18 protein-coding genes and 2 pseudogenes are annotated in these 26,695 nt (G+C 73.2%); 11 read left to right on the top strand and 9 right to left on the bottom strand.

Features of this window, described 5'->3' with window-relative positions; translation table 11 throughout:
- Nucleotides 1-2 precede the first annotated feature (2 nt).
- Complete coding sequence (locus tag J1792_RS23685; RefSeq protein WP_242705320.1) at nucleotides 3-1,373, bottom strand: aminopeptidase P family protein; 1,371 nt, start codon at nucleotides 1,371-1,373, stop codon at nucleotides 3-5.
- A 164-nt stretch (nucleotides 1,374-1,537) separates the two neighbouring features.
- Between J1792_RS23685 and J1792_RS23680 the strand changes: the two genes are divergently transcribed.
- From J1792_RS23680 to J1792_RS23660, 5 genes and pseudogenes are all read left to right on the top strand, one after another.
- Nucleotides 1,538-3,283, top strand: a complete 1,746-nt coding sequence (locus J1792_RS23680; RefSeq protein WP_207248117.1) for an ABC transporter substrate-binding protein — start codon at nucleotides 1,538-1,540, stop codon at nucleotides 3,281-3,283.
- An 88-nt stretch (nucleotides 3,284-3,371) separates the two neighbouring features.
- Complete coding sequence (locus J1792_RS23675; protein ID WP_372446167.1) at nucleotides 3,372-4,235, top strand: ABC transporter permease; 864 nt, start codon at nucleotides 3,372-3,374, stop codon at nucleotides 4,233-4,235.
- Nucleotides 4,232-5,218 carry an ABC transporter permease gene (locus J1792_RS23670; RefSeq protein WP_086574564.1) on the top strand — a complete coding sequence of 329 codons (987 nt, stop codon included), beginning with the start codon at nucleotides 4,232-4,234 and terminating at the stop codon, nucleotides 5,216-5,218. The genes J1792_RS23675 and J1792_RS23670 overlap by 4 nt, the downstream gene beginning before the upstream one ends.
- A gap of 77 nt (nucleotides 5,219-5,295) precedes the next feature.
- A pseudogene (locus tag J1792_RS23665) lies at nucleotides 5,296-6,236 on the top strand (ABC transporter ATP-binding protein).
- Nucleotides 6,233-7,213 carry an ABC transporter ATP-binding protein gene (locus J1792_RS23660; RefSeq protein ID WP_207248116.1) on the top strand — a complete coding sequence of 327 codons (981 nt, stop codon included), beginning with the start codon at nucleotides 6,233-6,235 and terminating at the stop codon, nucleotides 7,211-7,213. The pseudogene J1792_RS23665 and the gene J1792_RS23660 overlap by 4 nt, the downstream one beginning before the upstream one ends.
- Nucleotides 7,214-7,287: 74 nt before the next feature.
- Here J1792_RS23660 and J1792_RS23655 read toward each other — a convergent pair whose 3' ends face one another.
- The gene (locus J1792_RS23655; protein WP_307843071.1) at nucleotides 7,288-8,502 is read right to left on the bottom strand and encodes a metallopeptidase domain-containing protein; all 1,215 of its coding nucleotides are present in this window, start codon (nucleotides 8,500-8,502) and stop codon (nucleotides 7,288-7,290) included.
- A gap of 305 nt (nucleotides 8,503-8,807) precedes the next feature.
- Here J1792_RS23655 and J1792_RS23650 point away from each other — a divergent pair, with 305 nt between their 5' ends.
- The gene (locus J1792_RS23650; RefSeq protein WP_307843070.1) at nucleotides 8,808-11,174 is read left to right on the top strand and encodes a collagenase; all 2,367 of its coding nucleotides are present in this window, start codon (nucleotides 8,808-8,810) and stop codon (nucleotides 11,172-11,174) included.
- Nucleotides 11,171-12,259, top strand: coding sequence for an endonuclease/exonuclease/phosphatase family protein (locus tag J1792_RS23645; protein WP_086568097.1), 1,089 nt, complete (start codon nucleotides 11,171-11,173; stop codon nucleotides 12,257-12,259). The genes J1792_RS23650 and J1792_RS23645 overlap by 4 nt, the downstream gene beginning before the upstream one ends.
- 82 nt (nucleotides 12,260-12,341) lie before the next feature.
- Here the strand turns inward: J1792_RS23645 and J1792_RS23640 are convergent, their stop codons facing one another.
- The 6 genes and pseudogenes from J1792_RS23640 to J1792_RS23615 all read right to left on the bottom strand — a co-directional run bounded on the left by J1792_RS23640 (nucleotide 12,342) and on the right by J1792_RS23615 (nucleotide 20,600).
- Nucleotides 12,342-14,135, bottom strand: a complete 1,794-nt coding sequence (locus J1792_RS23640) for an FG-GAP-like repeat-containing protein (protein ID WP_207248115.1) — start codon at nucleotides 14,133-14,135, stop codon at nucleotides 12,342-12,344.
- Nucleotides 14,136-14,176: 41 nt separating this feature from the next.
- Nucleotides 14,177-15,295 carry an XdhC family protein gene (locus J1792_RS23635; protein ID WP_086568095.1) on the bottom strand — a complete coding sequence of 373 codons (1,119 nt, stop codon included), beginning with the start codon at nucleotides 15,293-15,295 and terminating at the stop codon, nucleotides 14,177-14,179.
- Between the two features lie 35 nt (nucleotides 15,296-15,330).
- Complete coding sequence (locus J1792_RS23630) at nucleotides 15,331-16,776, bottom strand: NCS2 family permease (protein WP_086568088.1); 1,446 nt, start codon at nucleotides 16,774-16,776, stop codon at nucleotides 15,331-15,333.
- 79 nt (nucleotides 16,777-16,855) lie between these two features.
- Nucleotides 16,856-19,233 (bottom strand): annotated as a pseudogene (gene pucD, locus J1792_RS23625) (xanthine dehydrogenase subunit D).
- 3 nt (nucleotides 19,234-19,236) lie between these two features.
- The gene (locus J1792_RS23620; RefSeq protein ID WP_086568085.1) at nucleotides 19,237-19,719 is read right to left on the bottom strand and encodes a (2Fe-2S)-binding protein; all 483 of its coding nucleotides are present in this window, start codon (nucleotides 19,717-19,719) and stop codon (nucleotides 19,237-19,239) included.
- Nucleotides 19,710-20,600, bottom strand: a complete 891-nt coding sequence (locus tag J1792_RS23615) for an FAD binding domain-containing protein (RefSeq protein WP_086568083.1) — start codon at nucleotides 20,598-20,600, stop codon at nucleotides 19,710-19,712. Before J1792_RS23615 ends, J1792_RS23620 begins: the two co-directional genes overlap by 10 nt.
- Nucleotides 20,601-20,867: 267 nt before the next feature.
- Between J1792_RS23615 and J1792_RS23610 the strand changes: the two genes are divergently transcribed.
- Both J1792_RS23610 and J1792_RS23605 read left to right on the top strand, forming a co-directional pair.
- Nucleotides 20,868-22,547, top strand: a complete 1,680-nt coding sequence (locus tag J1792_RS23610) for a PucR family transcriptional regulator (protein ID WP_086568082.1) — start codon at nucleotides 20,868-20,870, stop codon at nucleotides 22,545-22,547.
- 243 nt (nucleotides 22,548-22,790) lie between these two features.
- Nucleotides 22,791-23,573, top strand: a complete 783-nt coding sequence (locus tag J1792_RS23605; RefSeq protein WP_086568094.1) for a hypothetical protein — start codon at nucleotides 22,791-22,793, stop codon at nucleotides 23,571-23,573.
- A gap of 179 nt (nucleotides 23,574-23,752) precedes the next feature.
- On the opposite strand, the gene J1792_RS23600 is transcribed toward J1792_RS23605, so the two are convergent.
- Nucleotides 23,753-24,475, bottom strand: a complete 723-nt coding sequence (locus J1792_RS23600; protein WP_207248114.1) for a GntR family transcriptional regulator — start codon at nucleotides 24,473-24,475, stop codon at nucleotides 23,753-23,755.
- 118 nt (nucleotides 24,476-24,593) lie between these two features.
- On the opposite strand from J1792_RS23600, the gene J1792_RS23595 reads away from it, so the two are divergent.
- Nucleotides 24,594-25,430 carry a (2Fe-2S)-binding protein gene (locus tag J1792_RS23595; protein WP_086568079.1) on the top strand — a complete coding sequence of 279 codons (837 nt, stop codon included), beginning with the start codon at nucleotides 24,594-24,596 and terminating at the stop codon, nucleotides 25,428-25,430.
- A 196-nt stretch (nucleotides 25,431-25,626) separates the two neighbouring features.
- Nucleotides 25,627-26,673 carry a DUF2637 domain-containing protein gene (locus tag J1792_RS23590; protein ID WP_086568078.1) on the top strand — a complete coding sequence of 349 codons (1,047 nt, stop codon included), beginning with the start codon at nucleotides 25,627-25,629 and terminating at the stop codon, nucleotides 26,671-26,673.
- The last annotated feature ends 22 nt before the right edge of the window (nucleotides 26,674-26,695 follow it).

Raw genomic sequence — 26,695 nt, 5'->3', positions numbered from 1 at the left:
GGCTACTTCTCCATCAGCTCGCCCATCCACGCCTCGATCGCGTCCGGAGTCCTCGGCAGCGCCCCGGACATCAGCCGCGCCCCCTCCGCCGTGATGACCAGGTCGTCCTCGATCCGCACGCCGATGCCGCGCAGTTCGGGCGGCAGCGTCTCGTCGTCGGGCTGGAGGTAGAGCCCGGGCTCGACCGTGAGGACCTGACCCTCCTCCAGGACGCCGTCGAGGTAGGCCTCGGCCCGCGCCTGGGCGCAGTCGTGGACGTCGAGGCCGAGCATGTGCCCGCTGCTGCACAGGGTGTAGCGGCGATGGAGGTCGCCCTCGGCGCTCTTGAGGATGCCCCACTCCGCGAGGCCCTCAGCGATGACCCGCATGCCGGCCCGGTGGAAGTCGCGGAAGCTCGCGCCGGGTTTGAGCGCGGCGATGCCCGCCTCCTGGGCGGCGAGGACGAGTTCGTAGACCTGCCGCTGCACGGGGGAGAAGCGGCCGGAGAGGGGCAGGGTGCGGGTGATGTCCGAGGTGTAGAGGGTGTCGGTCTCCACACCGGCGTCCAGCAGGAGCAGTTCCTGGGGGTTCAGGGGGCCGTCGTTGCGTATCCAGTGCAGGACGCAGGCGTGCGCGCCGGAGGCGGCGATGGTCTCGTAGCCGGTGCCGTTGCCCTCGGCGCGGGCGCGCAGGGCGAAGACGCCCTCGATCCAGCGCTCGCCGCGCGGGTGGGTCAGGGCGCGGGGCAGCGCGCGGACGACGTCCTCGAACCCGGCGGCGGTGTGGTCCACGGCCAGCTGCAGCTGGCCGACCTCCCAGGCGTCCTTGACCAGGCGCAGTTCGCTCAGCACGGAGGCCAGCTCCGCGTCCTGGGAGGCGTCGCGCCCCGGCGGGAGCGCGCCGAGGTCGTCGAGGTGCGCGCAGCGCACGCCGGTCATCCGCTCGGCCTCGGCGAGGTCGGGGCGGCGGCCGACCCAGAACTCGCCGTGGCGGCGGTCGCGGTAGAACTCCGTGCCGACGCGGGGCGAGCGGGGGCGCACGTACAGCACCGCCTCGTGGGCGTGCGGGCCGTCGGGCTCGAGGACGAGGACGTGGCCCACCTGGTCCTCGCCGGTGAGGCCGGTCAGCCAGGCGTACGCGCTGTGCGGGCGGAAGCGGTGGTCGCAGTCGTTGGAGCGGACCCTCAGCTCCCCCGCCGGGACGATCAGCCGCTCGCCGGGGAAGCGCGCGGACAGCCGGGCGCGGCGGGCGGCGGCGAGGTCCGCCGCGGGCAGCCGGATGTCGCCGGGCAGCGGGGTGGCCGCCCAGCCGCCCGCCATGAAGTCCTCGAACTCCGGAGAGACGGGCAGGTCGTGACTTACCGTCCGGATTGCGGCGGTTGTGGTGTCGTTCACGGGGACTCCTCCTCGGACACAGGTGGGTAACGGAACTACTGATGCCACTGCTGATGCCTTGTCAGTGCAATTTCACATTACTATGTTACGGGTCACATTTCAGCCAGCGCCTGGCGCTCACAGGACTCCCTTGGCTGCCCGACCTGTTCACGGAGTGACCACTGATGAACAAGCGCACCTGTACCGCCCTCGCCGCCACCTTGGCGGCCACCCTCGCGCTCGGCGCGGCCGGCTGCTCGGGCGAACGGAGGGCGGGCGGGAGCGGAGGCGGCAGAAATCCCGTCGCCGCCAACGCCGGTGCCGTGCTGGGCGGCACCCCGCACAAGGGCGGTACCCTCACCGTGCTGTCCAACCAGGACTTCACCCACCTCGACCCGGCCCGCAACTGGGTCATGAGCGACATGGACTTCGGCACCCGGCTGCTCTACCGCACGCTGGTGACCTACAAGGGCGCGCCCGGCAACGAGGGCGGCACGCTGGTCCCCGACCTCGCCACCGACCTCGGCACCCCCTCGAACGGCGCCAGGACCTGGACGTTCCACCTCAAGCAGGGGGTGACGTACGAGGACGGCTCGCCCGTCACCGCGCAGGACGTCAAGTACAACGTGGAACGGTCCTTCTCCCCCGACCTGCCCGGCGGCGCCGACTACGCGGCCCGCTACCTCGCGGGCGCCGAGGGCTACCAGGGCCCCGCCCAGGGCAAGCACCTGGACTCGGTCAAGACGCCGGACGACCGCACCATCGTCTTCGAACTGCGCAAGCCCTTCGCCGAGTTCCCCTACGCCACGGTCATGCCCACCTTCGCGCCCGTACCGCAGGCGCGGGACAAGGGCCCGCAGTACGACAACAGGCCCTTCTCCTCCGGCCCCTACAAGATCGACTCCTACGACCGGGGCAAGAAGCTGGTCCTGGTCCGCAACGACAAGTGGGATCCGAAGACGGACGAGGTCCGCAAGGCCTACCCCGACAAGCTGGTCGTCGTCATGGGCCTCAAGGCGAACCAGATCGACGACCGCATGATCGCCAGCCAGGGCGCCGACGCCTCCGCCGTCCCCTGGTACGCCCTGCGGCCGGAGAGCGCGGCCAAGGTGCTGCCCAGCGCCGAGGTGCGCTCACGGCTGCTCGCCGAGTCCCAGAACTGCACCGACATGCTCCAGATGCACACCGGCCGGGCCCCCTTCGACGACGTCAGGGTGCGCCAGGCCGTGCAGTACGCCCTCGACCGGGACGCCGTCCTGACCGCCTCCGGCGGCCCCGCCCTCAACGACCCGTCGACCGCCTACATGCCGGCCACGCTCTTCGGCGGCAGGCAGCCCGACACCCTGAAGATCCCCGCCACCGGCGACACCGAGAGGGCCAAGCGGCTGCTGAAGGAGGCCGGCAAGCCGGACGGCCTCTCCACCAAGCTCACCGTCTCCTCCGGCGACAAGGGCAGGGCCGAGGCGATACAGCAGTCCCTCGGCAAGGCCGGCATCAAGGTCACCATCGAGACCGTGGACCCGTCCGCGTTCTACGCCACCATCGGCGACACCAAGAACCGCACCGACCTGGTGTACACCGGCTGGTGCCCCGACTACCCCTCCGGCTCGACCTTCCTGCCCTTCGTCTTCGACGGCCGCTTCATCAAGGAGAAGGGCAACTCCGGCAACCACTCGCTCTTCCGCGAGGACGCGACCATGAAGCGGATGGACGAGATCGCCGCCATGACCGACTCCAAGGAGGCCGCCGGAGCCTGGCGGAAGCTCGACGGCGAGATCCTCGCCAAGGCGCCCGCCGTCCCCGTGCTCGTCCGCCGGTGGCCGCTGGTCCTGGGCACCAACATCGCCGGCGCCTACGGGCACACCTCCTTCGGCGGCCAGCTCGACTACGCCACCGTCGGGCTCAAGGACCCGGCCAAGGGCCAGGGCTGAGGGCCGCCCGCCATGACCACCACCGCACCCGCCCCGCAGACGACCCCCGCCCCCCGCCGCCGGCCCCTGGCGCCTGGCCCGCGCGGAACTGCGCCGCCGCGCGTCCGTACGGATCTCCCTCGCCGTCGTCGCCCTCTTCCTGATCGTGGCGGCGTCCGCCCCGCTGCTGAGCGCGCTCGGCGGCTGGTCCCCCGAGGAGTTCGACAAGACCGCCGTCGACCCCTACCTCGGCGGCCGGCCACTCGGCCCGCTCGGCGGGATCTCCGCCGACCACTGGCTCGGCGTGGAGCCCGTCACCGGCCGCGACCTCTTCGCCCGCGTCGTCCACGGCGCGCAGGTCTCGCTGTTCATCGCGCTCACCGCCACCGCGATCGTCGTCGTCGCCGGGACGGCGGCCGGCATCGCGGCCGGCTACTTCGGCGGCCGCACCGACGCCGTGCTCTCCCGCCTGATGGACCTCACCATGTCCTTCCCCTCCCTCATCTTCATGATCGCGATGATGTCGGTGGCCAAGGACGTCAACCGCGTCGCGCTGATGACCGCCGTCATCGGGCTGTTCGGCTGGCCCGGTGTCGCCCGCGTCGTCCGCGGCCAGGCGCTGTCCCTCAAGCACCGCGAGTACGTCGACGCCGCCCGCGTCGGCGGCGCCGGCCCCTGGCGCATCCTCACCCGCGACATCCTCCCGGGCGTCTCCGGCCCCGTCATCGCCTACACCACGCTGATCATCCCCGGCATGATCGCCACCGAGGCGGCTCTGAGCTACCTGGGCGTCGGCGTCCGGCCGCCCACCCCCTCCTGGGGCCAGATGATCGCCGAGAGCGTCGCCTTCTACGACACGGACCCCATGTACTTCGTCATCCCGAGCGCCTGTCTCTTCCTGACCGTGCTCGCCTTCACCCTGCTCGGCGACGCGCTGCGCGACGTCCTCGACCCGAGGAGCGGCCGCGCGTGATCCTCTACACCGCCCGCCGGCTCCTCGGCGTCGCCGGCGTCCTCCTGGCCATCGCCGCCGTCACCTTCACCGTCTTCTACGTCCTGCCCTCCGACCCCGCGGCCGCCGCTTGCGGCAAGTCCTGCAGCACCGAACGGCTGGAGGCGATCCGCGCCCATATGGGCCTGGACCAGCCGCTGTGGCGGCAGTTCGCGGACTTCGTCACCGGCGTCTTCACCGGCCGCACCATGGGCAGCGGGCAGTACGCCCTGCACTGCGACTTCCCCTGCCTCGGCTACTCGTACGAGAACTCCGAGGCCGTCTGGGACCTGCTGATGGACCGCCTGCCGGTCTCGGCCTCGCTGGCCCTGGGCGCCGCCGTGCTGTGGCTGCTGCTCGGCCTGAGCACGGGCGTCGCCGCGGCCCTGCGCAAGGACACCCTCACCGACAAGGCCCTGATGGTCGGCGCCGTCGCCGCCGCGTCCATGCCGGTCTACTTCACCTCCATGATGCTGATCTACGGCCTGATCCGGGTGGCCGGCCTGCTGCCCTACCCGCAGTACGTGCCCTTCGCCGACGACCCCGCCGACTGGGCGTCGAACCTGCTCCTGCCGTGGCTCGCCCTGGCCGTCCTGTACGCCGCCATGTACGCGCGCCAGAGCCGCGGTTCGATGATCGAGACGCTGGCGGAGCCGTACATCCGCACCGCCCGCGCCAAGGGCCTGCCGCGCCGGACCGTCGTGGTCAAGCACGCCCTGCGCGCGGGCATGACGCCCATCCTGACCATCTTCGGCATGGACCTGGGCGGCCTGCTCGCGGGCGCGGTCATCACCGAGTCCATCTTCGGACTGCCGGGCATCGGTCGGCTGTTCTACGGCGCGCTGTCCACCGGCGACCAGCCGGTCATCCTCGGCGTCACCCTGCTGGCCGCCACCTTCATCGTCGTCGCCAACCTGGCCGTCGACCTGCTCTACGCCGTCGTCGACCCGAGGGTGAGGTTCTGATGGCCGACGAGGCCCCCCTGCTGTCGGTCAGGGACCTGACCGTCACCTTCCGCACCGGCCGCGGGCCGGTGCGGGCCGTGGACTCGCTCGCCTTCTCGGTGCGCCGCGGGCACACGCTCGGCATCGTCGGCGAGTCCGGTTCCGGCAAGTCCGTCACCTCCCTGGCCGTGATGGGCCTGCACACCGGCGCCGAGGTCACCGGCTCCATCGCCCTGGACGGGCGGGAGCTCGTCGGGCTGGCCGAGGGCGAGCTGAACCGGCTGCGCGGCCGCCGGATGGCGATGATCTTCCAGGACCCGCTCTCCAGCCTCCACCCCTACTACACCGTCGGCGAGCAGATCGCCGAGCACCACCGCGTCCACTTCGGCTCCCGCCGGGCCGCCGCCCGCCGGCGGGCCGTCGAGATGCTCGGCGAGGTCGGCATCCCGGAGCCGGCGCGGCGGGCGGGCGAGTACCCCCACCAGTTCTCCGGCGGCATGCGCCAGCGCGCGATGATCGCCATGGCGCTCGCCTGCGAACCCGACCTGCTCATCGCCGACGAGCCGACCACCGCCCTCGACGTCACCGTCCAGGCGCAGATCCTGGATCTGATCGTCCGCCTGCAGCAGGACCGGGGACTGGCCGTCGTCATGATCACGCACGACCTCGGCGTCATCGCCCGCGTCGCCCAGGACGTGCTGGTGATGTACGGCGGGCGGGCCGCCGAACAGGCGCCGGTGGACGCCCTGTTCACCGACCCCGCCCACCCCTACACCCGCGGTCTGCTCGACTCCCTCCCCGCCTCGACGACGCCGACGACGCGCCCCTGCGCGCGATCCCCGGCAGCCCGCCCTCGCTGCTGGCCCCGGCCCCCGGCTGCGCCTTCGCGCCCCGCTGCCCGCGCGCGGCCGCCGCGGCCCCGGCCGAGCGCGAGCGCTGCGCGCGGGAGCGGCCCGGGCCCGCCGCGGCCGGCGGGCGGCTGGTCGCCTGCCACCTGCCCCTGCACACCCCCGCCCCGGCCCGGAAAGGCACCCCATGACCGCGACCGCCGCTCCCCTGCTGTCCGTACGGGACGCGAGGATGACCTTCCCCGGCCGCCGCCGCTCGGCGCCCGTACGCGCCGTCGACGGCGTCAGCTTCGACATCGCCCCGGGCGAGACCCTGGGGCTGGTCGGGGAGTCCGGCTGCGGCAAGTCCACCACCGGCCGCATGATCGTGCGGCTGCTGGAGCCGACGGCCGGATCGATCACCTACGACGGCCGCGACATCAGCCGGCTGGGCCGGCGCGAGCTGAAGCCGCTGCGCCGGGAGCTGCAGATGGTCTTCCAGGACCCGCACTCCTCCCTCAACCCCCGCCAGACGGTGTCCCGGATCATCGCCGACCCGCTGCTGGTGCAGGGCACGTCGCAGGCCGAGGCGCGCCGGCGGGCGGCGGAGCTCATGGAGCTGGTCGGGCTGATCCCCGAGCATCTCGACCGCTATCCGCACGAGTTCTCCGGCGGCCAGGCCCAGCGCATCGGCATCGCCCGTTCGCTCGCCACCGGCCCCCGTCTGGTCGTCGCCGACGAACCGGTCTCCGCCCTCGACGTCTCCGTCCAGGCCCAGATCGTCAACCTGATGGAACGGCTGCGGCGGGAGCTGGGGCTGGCCTACCTCTTCATCGCCCACGACCTGTCGGTGGTCAAGCGGGTGTGCGACCGGGTGGCGGTGATGTATCTGGGGCGGATCGTGGAGATCGGCGCCAAGGAGCGGGTGTACGCCGCCCCCGCCCACCCCTACACCCAGGCCCTGCTCTCGGCCGTTCCGCTGCCGGACCCGGCCGCCGAGCGGGCCCGTGAGCGGATCACTTTGGCGGGCGACCCGCCGAGCCCGGCGGCTCCCCCACCGGGCTGCACGTTCCATCCGCGCTGCCCCAAGGCCCAGGAGATCTGCCGGACCGAGGCGCCGCTGCTGCGCGTCGCCGCTCCGGGTGAGGCGCGGGAAGTGGCGTGCCACTTCCCGGGAACGGCGGCCTGAGGCCGCCGTCGCGGTGGTGCCCTGACTCCATGGGGGGATTCAGGGCACCACCGGATCGTACCGATCGCTGGTTTCTAGGACTTGGTGACGCGGACCGTGTCGCCGAGGCCGTCGGAGCTCAGCACGTCGATACGGACGCCGGCCGCCGCGTCGGTGAAGGACTGGCCCGCCCGGTAGGGGGCGTCGTCCAGCGGGCGGCAGCCGCTCGGCGGGGTGGCATCGGGCCTGGCGTCCATCACCCGGACCGGGCCCTTGCCGGTCGGTACGGACGAGTCGACCTTGTAGACCAGCGCGCCGGTCCCGCAGGCCCGTTCGTCCGCCCGGACCGCCCGCCGCGACTCGACGACGTAAGCGCTCGTGGGGCCGGTGCGCACCACTGCCATCGCGGTGCCGCCGCCGTACTCGACGGCGGTCAGGCGTACAGTGTCGGCGCCCGTGGAGGCCCGGCAGGCGACCTGGCCGTCGTCGGTCCAGCCGAGCTTCCACGCGTGCCAGGCCAGATACTGCGGTCCGGCACCGCTGATCAGGCCCATCACGTCCCAGCCGCCGACGAAGCGGTGGGCGTCGCTTCCCGCGTCGAAGGCGTACAGGTCGGGCAGGCCGAAGGTGTGGGCGGTCTCGTGGCCCACGAGCCGCTCGTCCCAGTGCCACATGTCCTGGCCGAAGGTCACGGCCCACCTGAGGCGGTTGCCGTCGGCGACGACGCCCGGCGTGCCGGGCTCGTAGAGGTAGGTGGGGGTGAAGGAGATGGCCGCGGCGTTGCGGGTGGGGACGACGTAGAGCATGTCGTAGCGCGAGAAGTCGGTGGACGGGTCGGCGGCGCGCACGGCGTCCGCGATGTACGCCTCGTGCGTCTCGTGGGTGAGGCCGCGGGCGAAGCCGTAGTCGGTGGAGCGGTGCGGCATCCGTACCCAGCGCCGGTGCTCGCTGATGGACAGCCACGTCTTGCCGTGGGAGGCGAACCACAGCCAGTCGGCGCCGGGGGTGATCCGGGCGCTGTCGGTGCCGGGCGACTCGGTGGCGGGCGCGTCGGGGAAGTCCACGAAGATCATGCCGACGGCGATGGTCCCCAGGGGCCGCTGGAAGACCGTGTCGTCGGTGTCGTGTCCTTCGTCGGTCCAGCCGGTGGTGCCGGGCAGGGCGCACCGGGCGGGGTCGTCCCGCGTCGCGGCCCGGCCGGCCGCCTCGGCGGGTGGCGGGGTGCAGAGGAGCAGCAGGACGGCGGCGAGCAGCGCCGCCAGAGACGGTATTCCCGGCCCTGAAATAACGCTTTTTTGCTTGGTGTTCACCGGACCCCCGTTGACCTGCGTCGATGGCCTTCCCCTTGCTGCCGGACAAAATCCAAAACATCTAAGGGGTTGTCAGTAACATTTCACATTACTACGTTACGCATCACATGGCGCCGCAGCGGCCCCTCACGCACCGCCCGCCAGGCGGCAGTTGGGGAACCCCCGCCGCGCCGCCGTGAACCCGCACGCCCGCACCCCCCAATTCGCGTGCGCATCACACACACCTCCCACCCACAGGAGTCATCGGTGAACCACTCCAGAACCCTGCGCAGATCCCTGCTCACCGCCGCGATAGCGGCGACGCTGTGCGCCACCGTCGTGCAGCCCGGCCTCGCGGACTCCCCCGCGCCGGCGTCCTCGTCCGCCACGCCCGCCCCGGCGGCCGCGCGGACGGACACCCCGCCCCCAACCCCTTCGACGAGGTCACCCGCCTGGCCAAGGCCCCCAAGCCGGCCGACCTGTCCAAGGCGGGGCCGGGCGACCTGACGCGGGCCCGTGTGCCGGGCCCGGCCACGCCGCAGGGCAAGGGGAGCGGGGACGCCAAGGACAAGGGCAAGGCGAAGTCCCTCGCCCCGCGCGCCAAGGTGGGCGGCACCAGCGTTCCCTGCACGCTCGACGGCGTCAGCCGGCTCGGCCCCGAGCAGTTCGCCGAATTCCTCGCCGACCCGGCCGTCACCGCGGACGGCTGTCTGCGCGACATCCTGTGGACCTGGGACCAGCGGCTGGCCCGCGTCATGACGAAGGAGCACGTGCGGGCCGTCGCCCAGCGCGCCGAGCGGTACGGCTACTCCCACGACGGGAAGAACACCACCCACGTGCTGGAGATGTTCACCTATCTCCACGCCGCCGCCTACCACGACTTCTCGCACGACGAGATCGACCACACGGACCCGCAGACCGTGGAGGCCGTCCGTCGCGCGGTGTACTACTTCGGCAGCGCGGCACGCACCTTCGACGCCACCCGCACCAACGGCGAGACCCTGCGCGAAGCCCTCTACGCCGCCAGCTCCCCGGGGCTGCGCCACCACCAGCTGCCGCTGCTGAAGCGGGTCCTGGGCACGATGGACGCCTCCCACCCCGACACCGCGAAGGACCGGGCCTGGGGCGGCGCCGCGCTGGGCGCACTGTCCGTGGGCTACCTGGGCGTCTACAACGACGACCCCGCCTTCGACGCGGCCGTGGCCGCCGACCCCGCCTACCGCGCCGCCCTCAAGGCCTTCGCCGGCCACACCCACCTCAAGGGCGGCGAGAACGAGTGGGTGGTGCGCGACGCGCTCAACGAGTACGGCCGGCTCAGCCAGGTCGCCGCGGTCAAGAGCGAGATCAGCTCCTCGCTGGGCGGAGTGCTGGACACCGTCTCCCGCAACTTCGGCCAGGGCAGCGCCCCCTGGGGCAAGATCGTCAACTGGCTGAACGAACTGCAGATGTGCAAGCAGTACGGGGTGTGCAAGGCGGACATCGAGAACCGCATCTTCCCGTACACCTACACGTACGACAACGGCGGCATCAAGGTCCGCACCGCCCTGCCGCGCACCACCGTCGACCGCCTCTACTACGCGAGCAAGCAGGTCAAGGCGCAGTACCACCGCGTCCTGGGCACCGAGCAGCCGCTGGCCGGCGACACCAACACCACGCTGAACATCGTGCTGTACGCCTCGCGCGCCGACTACGAGATCTACCACCCGCTGCTGACGGGCATGGCCACCAACAACGGCGGCATCTACATCGAGAAGGGCGCCACCTTCTACACGTACGAGCGCCGCGTACCGCAGGACTCCACGCTCACGCTGGAGGAGCTGTTCCGCCACGAGTACACCCACTACCTCAACGGCCGCTGGGCGGTGCCCGGCAGCTTCGGCGAGGGCCCCTGGTACCAGAACGACCGCACCACCGCGATGGACGAGGGCACGGCCGAGTTCTTCGACGGTGCCACCCGCGACGACGGCATCAGGGTCCGCAAGTCCCTGGTGCAGAGCGTCATCAACGACACGGCGGGCAACAAGCCGCGGATGACCGTCGACCAGCTGCTGCACGCGGAGTACGACCGCGACGGCTTCCGGTTCTACTCGTACGCGGGCACCTTCTTCGAGTTCCTGTGGACCGAACGCCCCTCGGCTCTCAGGGAGATGTACGGCTACCTGCGGGCGAACGACGTGTCCGGCTTCGACGCCTGGCGCAACCGCATGGGCCGGGACGGGAACGTGCAGGGGGACTACAACGCCTTCCTCGACAAGCAGATCGCCAAGGTCAAGGACCTGTACGTGCCGGAGACCACGTACACGCCGGTCAACCGCCTGCAGCAGGCCACGGCCGACCAGGTCCGCTCGTCCTTCGCCGCGGCGACGGGCCAGAGTCCCGAGTGCGGCACCGCCCGCACCACCGACCGCCCCCGCTTCGTCTGCACGGGCCGCATCACCGCGAACCTGAGCAGCCCCGGCAACGCCGACCTGGTCTTCAAGGACATGTCCGAGACGGTCGACTACTTCATACTCGACCGCACCAAGGGCGCCTCCAACAACCTCGCCGACATGAACTGCTCCTTCGGCAAGGTCGACGTCTGGTCCGACCGCCCGGCCGGAACGGCGGACTTCCGCTGCGAGGGCCCGCTCCTCCGTTCGACAGCGCCGAGGCGCGCCCGGACAATGGGAGGCGTGGGAGGAGGCGCACCATGACCCTGCGCATCGCCACCTTCAACGCCGAGAACCTCTTCCGGCGGCCCGTCGTCTTCGGCATCCAGGACGCCGGGAAACGCGACGAAGTGCTCGACGCCTTCCGAAGACTCGTCGAGATCCTCGAACAGGACGCGTACTCGGAGCATGACAAAGAGGACATCATCACGATCCTCCTCGCGCACAGCGTCGACGTCTCCCAGGAGATCTCCACCCAGACGATCCTGGTGAACGAGCCCAAGGGCATGGCCAGGCTCCTCAAGGGCGAGGGCCGTAACATCCAGGTCAGAGCCGAGGTCACCGGGCGGACGACCTGGGTCGGCTGGGCCGAGCTGGTCCGGGGTGACCTCACCTTGGACGCCCTGAGGAACACCGCCAAGGTGATCGCCGAGGTGAACGCCGACATACTGCTCACCGTCGAGGTCGAGGACCGGCTCACCCTGCACCGCTTCAACCAGCAGGTGCTGCACGGTCAGCTCGGCGCGCCGGCCTATCCGTTCAACCTGCTGATCGACGGCAACGACATCCGCGGCATCGACGTGGGGCTGCTCAGCCGGCACCCGATCACCTCGGTGCGCTCGCACATCTTCGACACCAAGAACGGCCGGGAGATCTTCAGCCGGGACTGCCCGGAGTTCGAGATCGACGTCGGCGGCAAGCCGCTGTGGCTGCTGGGGAACCACTTCAAGAGCAAGCGCGGCGGCGGTGGTGCGGACAAGCGCAAGCTGCAGGGCGAGCGCGTCGCCCAGATCTACCGGGACGCCCTCGGGCGCTCGGACCGTGTCGTGGTCGCCGGGGACCTCAACGACACCCCGGACAGCGAGGCGCTCGGGTTCCTCCTGGGCGCCGGCCTGCAGGACGCGATGACCCACGGCAGCTACCAGGGGCCGCCCGGCACCCACGGCAAGTGCACGGCAGATGAAAAGATCGACTACGTGATGTTCTCGCCGGAGCTGTTCGGCAAGGTGACCAAGGTGCGGGTGGAGACGCGCGGGATCGCCGAGTCCGCCGTCACGTTCGACACCGTCCACGGACCGCAGGACCAGGCCTCCGACCACGCCTCCCTCTTCGCCGACCTGGAGCTGTGACGGCGGCCGGTCGCGAAAGAGCCCGGGTGCCGGGCGGCCGCGCTCTCGCGGTCCGTCCGGCACCCGGGCCCGGCAGGGGACGCTACGGCTGCACCAGCGCCGTCCACGTGCCCAGGGCGTCGCTCCGCGTCCCGCCGTACAGCGAGGTCTCGCCGTTGGACCAGCGCACGACGAGGTCGTCGGGGCGGTCGCCGCCGTCGAAGTCGCCGGCGACCATGACCGTGGGCGTCCAGGAGGCGTTGGGGCCCTGCAGCCGGGTGCCGGACAGGCCGCCCCCGGAGGTGAGGGCGAAGCTGCCCAGCGAGCCGTCGGCCCAGCGCACCACCACGTTCGAGGTGTCCTGGCCGGCCGGGCGCAGGCTGGTCAGCGCTCCGGCGTTCTTCCAGAACGAGCCGGAGGCGGCCAGGGTGCGCTCGGTGCCGAGGCCGGAGGAGGTCACCGAGGAGTGCAGGGTGACCTTGCCGTCCGCCCAGCGCACGACGAGGTCGTTCGCCTTGGAGGTGGAGTTGAAACGGCCCGCGGTGATCTGCGCGGCGTCCTTCCACGCGGAGCCGGCGCTCGCGAGCGTGTACTCCTTGCCGAAGCCGGAGGGCTTGACGTCCTCGTAGTAGCTGAGCTTGCCGGTGTCCCAGCGCACCATGAGGTCCGGGAGCGCGGAGCCGCTGAAGTCGCCGGCGGTGACCGCCTTGGCCCGCTGCCAGTAGGTCGCCTTGGACAGCTGCTTCTCCGCGCCGAAGCCGCCCGCGCCGTCGCCCGTGTACAGGGTGACCTCGCCGTCGCTCCAGATCGTCAGCATGTCGTCGTGGCCGTCGCCGGTGAAGTCGCCGGACGCGAGGTGGTTCGCGTGCGTCCAGGTCGAGGCGGCGCCGGACAGGCGGCCCTTGTCCGAGGGCGCGGTGTAGGCGCCGGAGCGCTGCGGCGTGCGGTCGGCGACGGCGTCGTCGTACAGGGCCCGGATCTCGCCGTCGTAGACCGGGGAGTAGCTGAGCCAGTCGTCGTTGGCGGTGTCGCCGCCGCCGTTGTAGCCGCCGATGTTGCCGATGATGTCGCCGGTGCGGGTCTTGGCGTCGTAGTTGGTGATCCACGGGCCGCCCGAGACGCCGCCGTAGTAGCCGCCGCACTTCATCTGCATCTGGCGGAAGCCCGGCAGCCGCGAGGACGGCACGGTGCAGCCGATGGCCCGCTGGTCGGGGTTGTACGCGCCGGGGTAGCCGATGACGTTGACCGTGCTGGTCCAGCGGGGGGTGTCCGTCAGCCGCAGGCCGCCCGTGCGGTCCTCCACCTGGGCGCCCTGCGCGTTGGGCGACAGGCGGGCGAAGCCGAAGTCGAGGTCGGAGTCGGCGCCCTTGCTGTTGCGGGTGTAGCGCGGGTCGGTGAAGACCTTGTCGACGGGGAAGACGCCGTAGGGCTGGTGGGCCGCGTCCAGTCCCTTGCGGTACTGCGGGACGAAGATGCGCTGGCCGCCGCCGGCCAGGGACTTGGCGCAGTGCCCGGCGGTCAGCACGAGGTTGCGGCCCGCGCTCCGCACGACGCTGGCGGTGCAGTAGGTGGCGCCGGTCGGGCCGGAGCTGCTGAAGAACGTGCCGACGGCGGGTATGCCGTCGCCGTAGGAGCCCTTGGGTGTTCCGGACGGGGCGGCGAGGCCCGGGGAACCGGTGATGCCGGAGCGCGGCTTCGCCGGCTGCGTGGTGTGGCCCGCCTCGAGCGGCTTGGCCCCGGCCATGCGCTCGGCCGTCCAGTACGTCTCGGCCGCGCGGGTGTCGCCCGTCGACTGTGGTGCTGCGACGGCCACCGTGGCGGTGGCCGTCCCGCCGCACGCGGCCATGGCCAGTGCCACGGCGAGGGTGCGGGTCCAACCGGATCTGGAAGGAGACAAGGTGACTCTCTGAACTAGGGGAACAAGAGTGCGACGCATCGTTACACAGGGCACTCCACGGCCGTTCCGCGGGCCCCGGCCGGACGCGGTTCGCGGTGGATGGGCGTCCGCCCGCCGGTGAGCGGCCCGCCCGCGCCCCCGCGCCGGACCGCGACGATCTCCGCGGCGATGGACAGGGCCGTCTCCTCGGGCGTACGGGCCCCCAGGTCGAGCCCGATCGGGGAGCGCAGCCGCGCCAGTTCCGCCTCGCCCAGGCCCGCCTCGCGCAGCCGCTCCAGCCGCCGCTCGTGGGTGCGGCGCGAGCCCATGGCGCCGACGTACGCGACCGGAAGCCGCAGCGCCCGTTCCAGCAGGGGTACGTCGAACCTGTCGTCGTGGGTGAGGACGCACACGGCCGTGCGCGCGTCGAGGTCCTGGGTGGCGAGGTAGCGGTGCGGCCAGTCCACGACGACCTCGTCGGCCTCCGGGAAGCGGGCGGGCGTCGCGAAGACCGGGCGGGCGTCGCACACGGTGACGCGGTGGCCGAGGAACTTCCCCGCCCGCACCAGCGCGGCCGCGAAGTCGATCGCGCCGAAGACGAGCATGCGCGGCGGCGGCACGCTGCACTCGACCAGCAGCCGCACCCCGTCCTCGCGGAGGTCGACCGTGCCCGTGCGGCCCGCGTCCAGCAGGGCACGGGCCTCGGCGGCCGCGGCGCGGTCCAGGGCGGCCGGGCCCAGGGTGCCGTGCGCGGTGCCGTCGGGGCGTACGAGCAGGGCGCGCCCCAGCCTGCCGGGCGGGCCCGCCGTCACGCGGGCCAGCGCCACCCGCTCGCCGTGCGCCGCCGCGCGCAGCGCCGCGGCCGGCACGGCCTCCAGCGGCGCCACGAGGACGTCGATCTCCCCGCCGCACGTCAGGCCGACGGCGAACGCGTCCTCGGCCGAGTAGCCGAACCGTTCCAGCACCGGCCGTCGCGTGCGCAGCGCCTCGCGGCACAGCTCGTAGACCGCGCCCTCCACGCAGCCGCCGGAGACGGAGCCGATCGCCGTGCCGCCCGCGTCGACGGCGAGGGCGGCGCCGGGCTGCCGGGGCGCGCTGCCGCGTACGGCCACGACCGTGGCGACGGCGGCGTCGCGCCCCTCCGCGCACCAGCGGCTCAGTTCCTCGGCGATGTCCAGCACGGCGTCGCTCTCCTTCATGTCGCTGCGGGCTCGCGTCACTTCACGCCGAGCCAGTGCTCGATGGGGTGCAGGGCGAAGTAGCCCGCGAAGACCAGGCTCAGCGCCCACAGGAAGGCGCCGGGCTCGCGCCACCGGCCCTGGCCCGCCTTGATGGCCGTGTACGCGATGACGCCGCCGCCGACGCCGGCCGTGATGGAGTACGTGAACGGCATCAGCACCACGGTCAGGAAGACCGGGACGGACACCGCCCGGTCGGTCCAGTCGATGTGCCGGGCCTGGCCGGCCATCATGGCGCCGATGACGACCAGCGCCGCCGCCGCGATCTCGCCGGGCACGATACGGGTGAGCGGGGTGAAGAACAGGCAGGCGGTGAAGAGCAGTCCGGTGACGACGGACGCCAGGCCGGTCCGCGCGCCCTCGCCCACCCCGGTCGCCGACTCCACGAAGACCGTCTGGCCCGAGGCGCCCGCAGCCCCGCCGATCGCTCCGCCCGCGCCGTCGACGAGCAGCGCCCTGCTCAGGCCCGGCATCCGGCCCCGCTCGTCGGCCAGGCCCGCCTCGGTGCCCACGCCGATGATCGTGGCCATGGCGTCGAAGAAGCCGGCCAGCACCAGGGTGAAGACGGTCATCGCGACGGTGACCCCGCCGACCGCGCCCCAGCCGCCGAACTCCACCTGCCCGAAGAGGGAGAAGTCCGGCATGGACACCGCGCCTCCCTCGAGCGCGGGCCGGCCGTTCTGCCAGGTCTTCGGGCCGGGGTCGGCCACCGCGTCGACGATGACGGCGAGGACCGTGCCGGCCACGATGCCGATGAGGATCGCTCCGGGGACCTCGCGCGCCTGCAGCATGAAGATCAGCAGCAGGGTGACGCAGAACAGCAGCACCGGCCAGCCCGCCAGCTCGCCGGCCGGTCCCAGGGTGACCGGGCCGCCGGACGTCGCGGCGTGCACGAAGCCCGCCTTGACCAGCCCGATCAGGGCGATGAACATCCCGATGCCCATGGTGATGGCGTGCTTGAGCGCCTGCGGGATGGCGTTCATGACCCGCTCGCGCAGCCCGGTGAGGACCAGCAGCATGATGATCACGCCGTACAGGACGCACATGCCCATCGCCTGCGGCCAGGTCAGGTGGGCGACGACCTGGGTGGAGAGCACCCCGGAGACCCCCAGCCCGGCGGCGAGCGCGAGCGGCACCCTGCCGATCAGGCCCATCAGCAGGGTGGAGAGGGCGGCCGCGAAGGCGGTGGCGGTGATCAGGGCGGCCCGGCCGAGGGTGCGCCCGGCGGCGTCCGGGCCGGACAGGATCAGGGGGTTGAGCAGCAGGATGTAGCTCATGGCCATGAAGGTCGTGATGCCGCCGCGCACCTCGCGGGCGACGGTCGACCCCCGGTCGGTGAGGTGGAAGTACCGGTCGAGCCGGGACCGTCCGGCGGACGGGCGCGGGCCCGCCGCCGTGGGGTGCCGGGCGGGTGCGTGGGTCATGGTGCCTGCTCCAGGGTCCGGTGGGGGCTGCACGACCCGGGGGACGGCCCGAGACGAAACGGATGACGACGCTGTGGGGTCAGGTGCCCGTGAGGTGTTCCGGCCGCACCGGCACCCGCGTCAGGGCCAGGCCCGTGGCCTGGCGGACGGCCGCCACGACGGCGGGCGTCGAGGAGAGCGTGGGGGCCTCGCCGACCCCGCGCAGCCCGTAGGGGGCGTGGGTGTCGGCGAGTTCGAGGATGTCGACGGGGATGGCGGGGGTGTCGAGGATGGTGGGGATCAGGTAGTCGGTGAAGGAGGGGTTGCGGACCTTGGCGGTCGCCGGGTCCACGACGATCTCCTCCATGACGGCGAGGCCCAGGCCCTGGGTGGTGCCGCCCTGGATCTGGCCGGTGACGGAGAGCGGGTTGAGCGCCTTGCCGACGTCCTGGGCGCAGGCCAGCTCGACGACCTTGACCAGGCCGAGCTCGGTGTCGACCTCGACGACCGCGCGGTGCGCGGCGAAGGAGTACTGCACATGGCCGAAGCCCTGGCCGGTGTGCGGGTCGAAGGGCTCGGTGGGGCGGTGCCGCCATTCCACCTCGGCCTCGACGGCCTCGTCCCCGAGCACGTCGACGAGGTCGGCGAGGACCTCGCCGCCGTCGGTGACCACCTTGCCGTCCTCCAGCAGGAGTTCGGCGGTCGCCCAGGCCGGGTGGTACGTCCCGAACCGCGCCCGGCCCCGCTCGAGCACCTCCTCCCGCGCCTTCTCGCACGCGCGCCGGACCGCGCCGCCGGTGACGTAGGTCTGCCGGGAGGCGGAGGTGGAGCCGGCGGAGCCGACGCGGGTGTCGGCGGGGTGGAGGACGACCCGGGCGACGCCGAGCTCGGTGCGGGCGATCTGGGTGTGGACGGTGACGCCGCCCTGGCCCACCTCGGCCATCGCGGTGTGGACGGTGGCCACGGCCTCGCCGCCGGTGGTCTCCAGCCGCACCCGGGCGGTGGAGTAGTCGTCGAAGCCCTCGGAGAAGCCCACGTTCTTGATGCCGACGGCGTAGCCGATCCCGCGCACGACGCCCTCGCCGTGGGTGGTGTTGGACAGACCGCCGGGCAGCGCCCGTACGTCCGGGGCGCCGCCGGCGCTCTCCCACTGGCGGTCGGGCGGCAGGGGCATCGCCTTGACGCGGCGCAGGAGTTCGGCGACGGGCGCGGGGGCGTCCACGACCTGCCCGGTGGGCATCACCGACCCCTGCGACATGGCGTTGCGGCGCCGGAACTCCACCGGGTCCATCTCCAGCGCGGCCGCGAGCCTGTCCATCTGGGCCTCGTAGGCGAAGCAGGCCTGGACCGCCCCGAAGCCGCGCATGGCGCCGCAGGGCGGGTTGTTGGTGTAGAGGGCGAGGGCCTCGACGCGGACGTGGGGGATCTCGTAGGGGCCCGCCGAGAGGGAGGCGGCGTTGCCGACGACGGCCGGGGAGGAGGAGGCGTACGCGCCGCCGTCGAGCACGATGCGGCACGTCATGTAGAGCAGCGTGCCGTCGCGGGTGGCCCCGTGTTCGTAGGCGAGCTTGGCGGGGTGGCGGTGGACGTGGCCGAAGAAGGACTCGAAGCGGTTGTAGACGATCTTCACGGGGCGGCCGGTGCGCAGCGCCAGCAGGCAGGCGTGGGCCTGCATGGACAGGTCCTCGCGGCCGCCGAAGGCGCCGCCGACGCCGGAGAGGGTCATGCGGACCTTGTCCTCGGGCAGGCCGAGGACGGGGGCGATCTGGCGGAGGTCGGCGTGCAGCCACTGGGTGGCGATGTAGAGGTCGACGCCGCCGTCTTCGGCGGGCACGGCCAAGCCCGACTCGGGGCCGAGGAACGCCTGGTCCTGCATGCCCATCTCGTACTCGCCGGTGACGACGACGTCGGCCCGGGCCTTCGCGGCGGCCACGTCGCCGCGGACGACGGGCTGGCGGTGGACGATGTTGGGGTGCGCGACATGGGGGCGTGGGCGTCCGTGCGGCCGGGGTGGAGGACGGGGGCGCCGGGGGCGGTGGCGGACTTCTCGTCGGTGACGACGGGGAGTTCCTCGTAGTCGACCTTGATCCTGGCGGCGGCGCGGCGGGCGGTCTCGGGGTGGTCGGCGGCGACGAGGGCGACGGGTTCGCCGTGGTGGCGCACCACGCCGTCGGCGAGGACGGGGGTGTCCTGGATCTCCAGCCCGTAGCGGGTGGCGGCGGGCAGGTCGTCGTGCGTCATGACGGCGTGCACGCCGGGCGTGGCGAGGGCCGCGGAGACGTCGACGGAGCGGATGCGGGCGTGGGCGTGCGGGCTGCGGAGGGTGAAGCCCCACAGCATGTCCTCGTGCCACAGGTCGGAGGCGTAGGCGAACTCGCCGGTGACCTTGGGGACGCCGTCGGGGCGCGGGGTGGACTCGCCGATGCCGTCCCTGGTGCGGCCGCCCTGGGCCGGGATGACGGGGGTGGTGTCGCGCACGCCTCAGCCCCCCTCTCCGGTGCGGGCGGCGGCCAGGCGCACGGCGTCGAGGATCTTCTCGTAGCCGGTGCAGCGGCACAGGTTGCCGGAGAGGGCCTCGCGGATGTCGGCGTCGGAGGGCTGGGGGACGCGCTCGAGGAGGTCGTCGGCGGCGACGAGCAGGCCGGGCGTGCAGAAGCCGCACTGGACGGCGCCGGCGTCGACGAACGCCTGCTGGACGACGGAGAGTTCCGCCGTCCCGGAGCGGCCCGCCAGGCCCTCGACGGTGACGACCTCGCGGCCCTCGGCCTGGCCCGCCGCCACCAGACAGGCGCAGACCGGCACGCCGTCCAGGCGGACCGTACAGGAGCCGCATTCGCCCTGCTCGCAGGCGTTCTTGGAGCCGGGCAGGCCCAGCCGCTCGCGCAGCACGTACAGCAGGCTCTCGCCCTCCCAGACGTCGTCGGCCTCCTGTTCGCGGCCGTTGACGGTGAAGGTCACGCGCACCGGGCTCCCCTTCCCTGGCTGTGGCGGTACTCGTCCCAGACCCAGCCCAGCGTGCGGCGGGCCATGACGGCGACGGCGCGCCTGCGGTAGGCGGCGCTGCCGCGCACGTCGTCGATGGGGTTGCAGGCGCCGGCGGCGAGCTCGGCGAAGTGGGCCGCCACCGACGGCGGTACGGCTCCCCCCGACTCCCACAGCCCGCCCTCCTCCAGGGCCGCGGCCAGGAACTCCTCGGCGACGCGGGCCCGTACGGGCGTGGGCGCCGCCGAGCCGATGCCGGTGCGTATCGTGCGGCCGTGCGGGTGCAGGGCGACGCCGAAGGCGCACACGGCGATGACCATGGCGTTGCGGGTGCCGACCTTGGAGAACTGCTGCGGGCCGGTGGCCCTGCGGATGCGTACGGCCCTGATCAGCTCGTCCGGCGCGAGGGCGTTGCGCTTGACCCCGGTGTAGAACTCCTCGACGGGGATCAGCCGGGTGCCGCGCACGGACTGGACCTCGACGTCGGCGCCGGCGGCCAGCAGCGCGGGGTGGCTGTCGCCGGCCGGGGAGGCGGCGCCGAGGTTGCCGCCGACGCTGCCGCGGTTGCGGATCTGCGGGGAGCCGACGGTGTGGGCGGCGAGCGCGAGGCCGGGCAGCTCGGCCCGCAGGTGCTCCATGACGCGGGTGTAGGGGACGGCGGCGCCGAGGCGGACGTCGGGGCCGTCGGTCTGCCACTCGTACAGTTCGCCGACGCGGTTCAGGTCGAGCAGGTACTCCGGCCGGCGGTGGTCGAAGTTGATCTCGACCATCACGTCCGTGCCGCCCGCGATGGGCACTGCCGTGGGGTGCGCGGCCTTGGCGGCCAGCGCCTCCTCCCAGTCGGCGGGGCGCAGGAAGTCCATGGGCGTTCTCTTCTCGAGGGGGGCTGCGGGCGGTCTCGCTCGTGGCTGTTCTCGAAGGGGCCCGGAGGCGTCCGGGAGCGTCCGGGGGCGTTGTCGGCGCGGCACACGGCCAGTACAGCGATGCCTCACCCGACCGGTGCAGTCACCGAAAACATGAAGCGGTTGGCTGGCCAGGGCCCCCGTCTTGTAGATTCGAACGAAAGACGGGGTTCAGAAACCTCACTGCATTCCACTGGTGACAAGAAGACAGATCGGCGGCGACCCACGATGCGGCTGCGCGCACTGCTGGAGACCGATGCGCTGGGCCTGCGGCTGCTCGGCGGCGAGGACGAGCTGGACCGTACGGTGCGCGGCGTGATGACCACCGACCTGCGCGACCCCAGCCGCTACCTCTCCGGCGGGGAGCTGGTCCTGACCGGCCTCGCCTGGCGGCGGGAGCCGGCCGACTCCGAGCGGTTCGTGCGCATCCTCACGTCCGCCGGAGTGGCCGGGCTGGCCGCGGGCGAGGCGGAGATCGCCTCCACCCCCGACGACCTGATCGAGGCCTGCGCCCGGCACCGGCTGCCGCTGTTCTCGGTGCACGAGACGGTCTCCTTCGCCTCCATCACCGAGCACGTCGTACGGCAGGTCTCCAGCGAGCGCGCCGGGGACCTGGCGGCCGTGGTCGACCGGCACCGCCGGCTGATGACGGGCGGCCCGGCGGGCGGCGGACCCGAGGTCGTCCTGGACCTGCTGGGCTCCGACCTGGACCTGCGGGCCTGGGTGCTCTCCCCCACCGGCCGGCAGATCGCCGGCTCCTCCCTGGCCGGTGCGGGCCCCGACCTGCCCGCCGCCGTCGGCGCAGCCCTCGCCGGCGAGCACCTGGCCGCCTCCCGCGGCGGCCGGCGCGGCCCGCACCGGGTGAGCCTGGCGGGCAGCACGTACTCCCTCTTCCCCGTTCGCAGCAGCGGCCGCGCCTCCTCCGCGCGGGACGTGCGCGAGACGGTGCTCTCCGACTGGCTGCTGGCCGTCGAGGCGGACGCCGGCGACTGGCCGGAGGAGCGCCTCGACCTGCTGCACGGCGTCACCCAGCTGATCGCCGTCGAGCGCGACCGGCGCGACGCCGCCCGTACGGTGCGCCGCCGGCTGGCCCAGGAGGTCCTGGAGCTGGTCCAGGCGGGCGCCGCGCCCGCCGAGATCGCGGCGCGGCTGCGGGTGGCCGCCCCCGTGCTGCTGCCGGGCCTGGGCACGGCCCCGCACTGGCAGGTCGTCGTGGCCCGCGTGGAGTGGGAGGACGGCGACATCGCCGGCGGCCCGGTGGCCCAGGCGCTGCTGGAGGAGGTGCTGGTCGACCCGCGGGCCTCCGGCCCGGAGCCCTCCGACCGCATCGCCGTCGCCCATACCGGCGACGAGGCCGTCGCCCTGGTGCCGCTGCCGGCCGAGCTGACCGGGACCGAGGAGTCCGTGCCGGCCGGCCTGCACGCCGACGCCCTGCTGGCGTCCGTGCGCGAGCCGCTCACCGCGGGCCTGGCCGACGACGGCCGGCTGACCTTCGGCGTCAGCGCCTCGGTCCACTCGGCGGAGGGCCTGCGCGGCGCCCTGGAGGAGGCCCGGCACGCCCGCCGCGTCGCCGCCGCCCGCCCGGGCCGGGTGTGCGCCGCCGGCCACCAGGAGCTGGCCTCGCACGTCCTGCTGCTGCCCTTCGTCCCCGACGACGTCCGCCGCGCCTTCACCGCCCGGCTGCTGGACCCGCTGCGCGACTACGACCGCCGCCACCGCGCCGAGCTCATCCCCACGCTGGAGGCGTTCCTGGACTGCGACGGCTCCTGGACGCGCTGCGCCACGCGGCTGCACCTGCACGTCAACACGCTGCGGTACCGGGTGGGGCGCATCGAGCAGCTGACGGGCCGCGACCTGTCGCGCTTGGAGGACAAGCTCGACTTCTTCCTGGCCCTGCGGATGAGCTGACGGCCGCCGGCGCGCCCCTCGCGACCGAGGGCCCTTCCCTTCATCACCTGAGCGGACTACCGCTCAGGGAGCGGGAGTTCTTCGGTAATCTTCGCGGGGGGAGTCGCGGGCCGCGCACCCGGTGCCGAGTTTGTGAACCGGTTCACACCTGACCCTTGGCCGCGCCCGGGTCCTCGTGCTGAGATCGGAGCAGGCTTCCAGCTCGACGGCGCGCTTGGGGAGGGCACTGTGGCGGACACCGCCATGCGGAATTCTGGGTTGTCGGAGCCACATATCGAGGGGGGCGACCCCCTCGAACGCGCGGTCTGGCGGCTGCGCTCGAGGGCCTGCTGGGAGGACGCCGCCGCGCTGCTCGCCCCGCGGGCCGCCGCCGAGGCGGGGGTGGCGCTGCGGCGCACGGCGGTGCTGGTCGAGCGGTGCGTGTTCACCGGCGAGGGCTGGGAGGCGGCGGAGGACTCGCTGCGCTCGGCGGAGGCCCTGGCCATCGATGACGAGGAGCGCGGGGCGGCGGCCTGCGAGCGCGGCCACCTCGCGTACGCCGCCACTCTTCTGGGCGTACGCGACCGTGCCGACGAGGCCCGGGCGGCGCTGGGGCGGGCGGCCGCGCTGCTGGCGCCGCAGTCCCCGACCCGACCGCTGCTGGACTTCCGGCGCGGCCTGATCGCCCAGCACCTGTCCGACAACCCCTCCGACGCCACCGCCGCCTTCCAGCGCGCCCACACGGGCGCGACCAGGCACGGCCACCGGCTGCTGCTGTCGTCCACCTGGCGGCACGTGGCGGCCATGGCCGAGCACGACGGCCGGCTGCCGGACGCCCGGCACGGCTTCGCCGAGTCGCTGCGCATCCGGGAGGAGCTGGGCTACCTGGTGGGTATCGCCCCGGCGCTGGCCTCCCTGGCCGCGGTGCTGCCGGACCAGGCGGAGGCGGCACGGCTGCGCGCGGAGGCCGGCCGGCTGGTCCGGCTGCTCGGCGGCGTCCCGGCCTGGCTGGCGGACCGGCTGGGCCGGCCGGCGCCGGCCTCGTAGGACGGGACGGGAGGCCAGGGCCTGTCCGGTGGATCTTCGTGGATCGGCGAGCGGCGTCTGGCGCGTGCGATCGCAAGGCGGAGGGTCGTCCTCGTACTGGGCGTACTCGGGCGATCCCGACAACGCGGCGAGCGCGCGTGCCAGGCGTCGGGAGCCCGCGAAGATCCGCCGGACAGGCCCTACGCGCCCGGGGCCGGGCCGCAGTGGCGCGTGGCCACCGCCTCGACGGCCGCGAGGTCGCCCGCCGCGAGGGCGTCCAGCAGGGTGAGGTGCTCGGCGGCGTCGGTCACCGGGTCGGCCGCGCCCGACCACTGCGCCCGGCGGTGCAGCTCGCCGGCGACGATCGCGAGCTGGCGGTTTCCCGACAGCTCCAGCAGCGCCCCGTGGAAGGCCCGGTCCGCCTCCGCGTACGCCGCCCGGTCGCCGGCGGCGGCGACGGCCGCCGTCGTCACGGCGAGCGGCCGCAGCTCCTGCCACCGCCGGGCGGGCACCGTGCGGGCCAGCCGCAGCAGGGCGGGCACCTCGAGCAGGGCCCGGACCTCGGCCAGCTCGGCGAGGTCGCGCGGGGTGCGGCTGGCGACGCGGAAGCCGCGGTTGGGGACGACCTCGACGGCGCCCTCGAGCGCCAGCTGCTGCATGGCCTCGCGCACGGGCGTCGCGGACACCCCGAAGCGCTCCCCCAGCACGGGGCCGGAGTAGACCTCGCCCGGCACGAGCTCGCCGCTGACGAGGGCCTTGCGGAGGGCGTCGAGCACCTGGCCGCGCACGGAGTACCGCTGCGGCGCCCGGCGGATGAACTGGCTCTCGTCGTGCGTGTGCTCCCCCCGCGCGCCCGGCGTGGCCTGCCGCGGCACACCGGCGGCGGGCCGCGGCACCGCGGTGTGGGGTCTGCCCTGCTCCATTGGGGTTCCTCCTGGTCTCTGGGGGAACGATAGGCGGCTTGTGCGGCAGTTCAAACCCCGGTCCGCCCGGGTAAGGTTAGGCTTACCTGCCAACGATCGGGATTCGGTGGTCCCTTCCATGCCTGCTGCCTCTCCCGTCCCTCCCGGCTCTCCCATCTCTCCCATCGCGGGCGCCTACGCCCGGATGACGGAGCTCCTCCCGGCGGTGACCGTCGTGACCGGCCCCCCGGGCCACGGCGACGGCTGGGTCACGGCGACGGGCCTCGCGGCGGGCGGCGGCGAGCTGGACGCCTACCTCGCCTGGGACGAGGCGCAGGTGCTGCGCGACTACGGCCTGCGGGCCCGCCCGGACGTGGTGGCGAGCTTCGGGCTGCACCGCTACGCCTGGCACGTCTGTCTCCTGTTCACCCTCCCCTGGTTCCTCGACCGCCGAGTGCCCCGGCTGCCGGGACGGGCCGTCTCCCTGCACCGGGCCGACGGCCGGATCACGGCGGACGCCGGGGAGTTCAGCTGCCTGCCCGGCGACCCGGCCGCCGCGCACCCCCGGGCCACGACCGTGCCGGACGAGGAGGCGCTGCGCCGGGAGCTGCGGACGGCGGTGGCCGCACACCTCTCCCCGGTGCTGGAGGCCTTCGGGCCGCGCATGCGGCGCGGCCCCCGGGCGCTGTGGGGCATGGCGACCGACGAGACCGCCGAGGGGCTGTGGCACCTGGGGCGGCTGCTCGGCGAGGAGGAGCGGGCCCGGCGGGAGCTGGAGCTGCTGCTGCCGGGGGCCACGGCCCCGTACGTCGGGGGCGCGGCCTTCCGCGAGCTGACCGGGCCCGGCGGGCGGACGTTCCCCACCCGCGACCGCGCCAGCTGCTGCTTCTTCTACACACTGCGGCCCGAGGACGCCTGCATCACCTGCCCGCGCACCGCCGATGCCGACCGCGTCGCGCGGCTGTCAGCCTGCTGAAGCGTTCACGCCACTCCATCCAGTGGATTGAATAGAACTCAATTCCCTTCCCTTTGAAGGGCGTTCGAATTTATTCGTAGCTCTCCGTATATCCTTGCCGTCCATTCGCGGCGAGTTGCCGTGAAACCCCTTGGCATGCGGACGGGTTCCGTCAGGATGGCGCGCGAAACCCCGTACTGCATGCAAGGGACGCAAGATGAGAGTGACCGACATACCGCTGAATTGGGTGCTCCCCAGTGCCGTGGCGCTCATCGGGGCAGTGGTGGCGGTGACGGTGCACGCGCGCGGCCGGCGGACCGGCCCCGAGGACACGGCGGCCGGCGCGGACTCCTGGGAGCGCAATGAGGAGCGCAGACGCCGCAAGGAAGCCATCTACGGCAGCGCCTCGTACGTACTTCTCTTCTGCTGCGCCGCCGTCGCCGCGGCCCTCTCCTTCCATGGGCTGGTCGGCTTCGGTCAGCAGAACCTGGGGCTGACCGACGGCTGGGAGTACCTCGTGCCGTTCGGCCTCGACGGGGCCGCGATGTTCTGCTCGGTCCTGGCCGTGCGCGAGGCGAGCCACGGTGACGCGGCGCTCGGCTCCCGCATGCTGGTGTGGACGTTCGCGGGCGCCGCGGCCTGGTTCAACTGGGTGCACGCGCCCCGGGGTCTGGACCACGCGGGGGCTCCGCAGTTCTTCGCCGGCATGTCGCTGTCGGCGGCCGTGCTCTTCGACCGGGCGCTGAAGCAGACCCGCCGGGCGGCGCTGCGCGAGCAGGGCCTGGTGCCCCGCCCGCTGCCGCAGATCCGGATAGTGCGATGGCTGCGGGCGCCGCGCGAGACCTTCGGCGCCTGGTCGCTGATGCTCCTGGAGGGCGTACGGTCGCTGGACGAGGCCGTCGAGGAGGTCCGCGAGGACAAGCGCCAGCGCGCCCAGCACCGGGAGCGCCGCCGGGAGGCGGGCAAGCTCGAGCGGGCCCGCATCAAGGCGTACAACCGTCAGCACCGCGTGTGGGGGCGCCCTCGCGGGGGCCGGCAGGTCGAGGTGACCGGCCCCGCGGTGCCCGCGGCCGCCCAGATCGGGTCACAGGCCGGGCCGGAGCCTTCCATAGTCGAGGGGCAGCTTCCGGTACGTTCCCGGCAGCTCCAGGCGGTGGGCAGGTCCGACCCCATCGACCTCACCGCCGAGGACGACACCCAGGCCATTCCGCGGCTCGACTCGCTGGAGGCCAAACTCGCCCAGATCGAGCGCCAGTTCGGCTGACGCTCGCCCGCCCTGAGCCGTC

This window comes from Streptomyces triculaminicus (assembly GCF_017349075.1).
In the GTDB taxonomy this organism is placed as follows: domain Bacteria; phylum Actinomycetota; class Actinomycetes; order Streptomycetales; family Streptomycetaceae; genus Streptomyces; species Streptomyces triculaminicus.
Note: the sequence above shows the minus strand (reverse complement) of the source record. Positions and strands in the feature narration are given on the sequence as shown.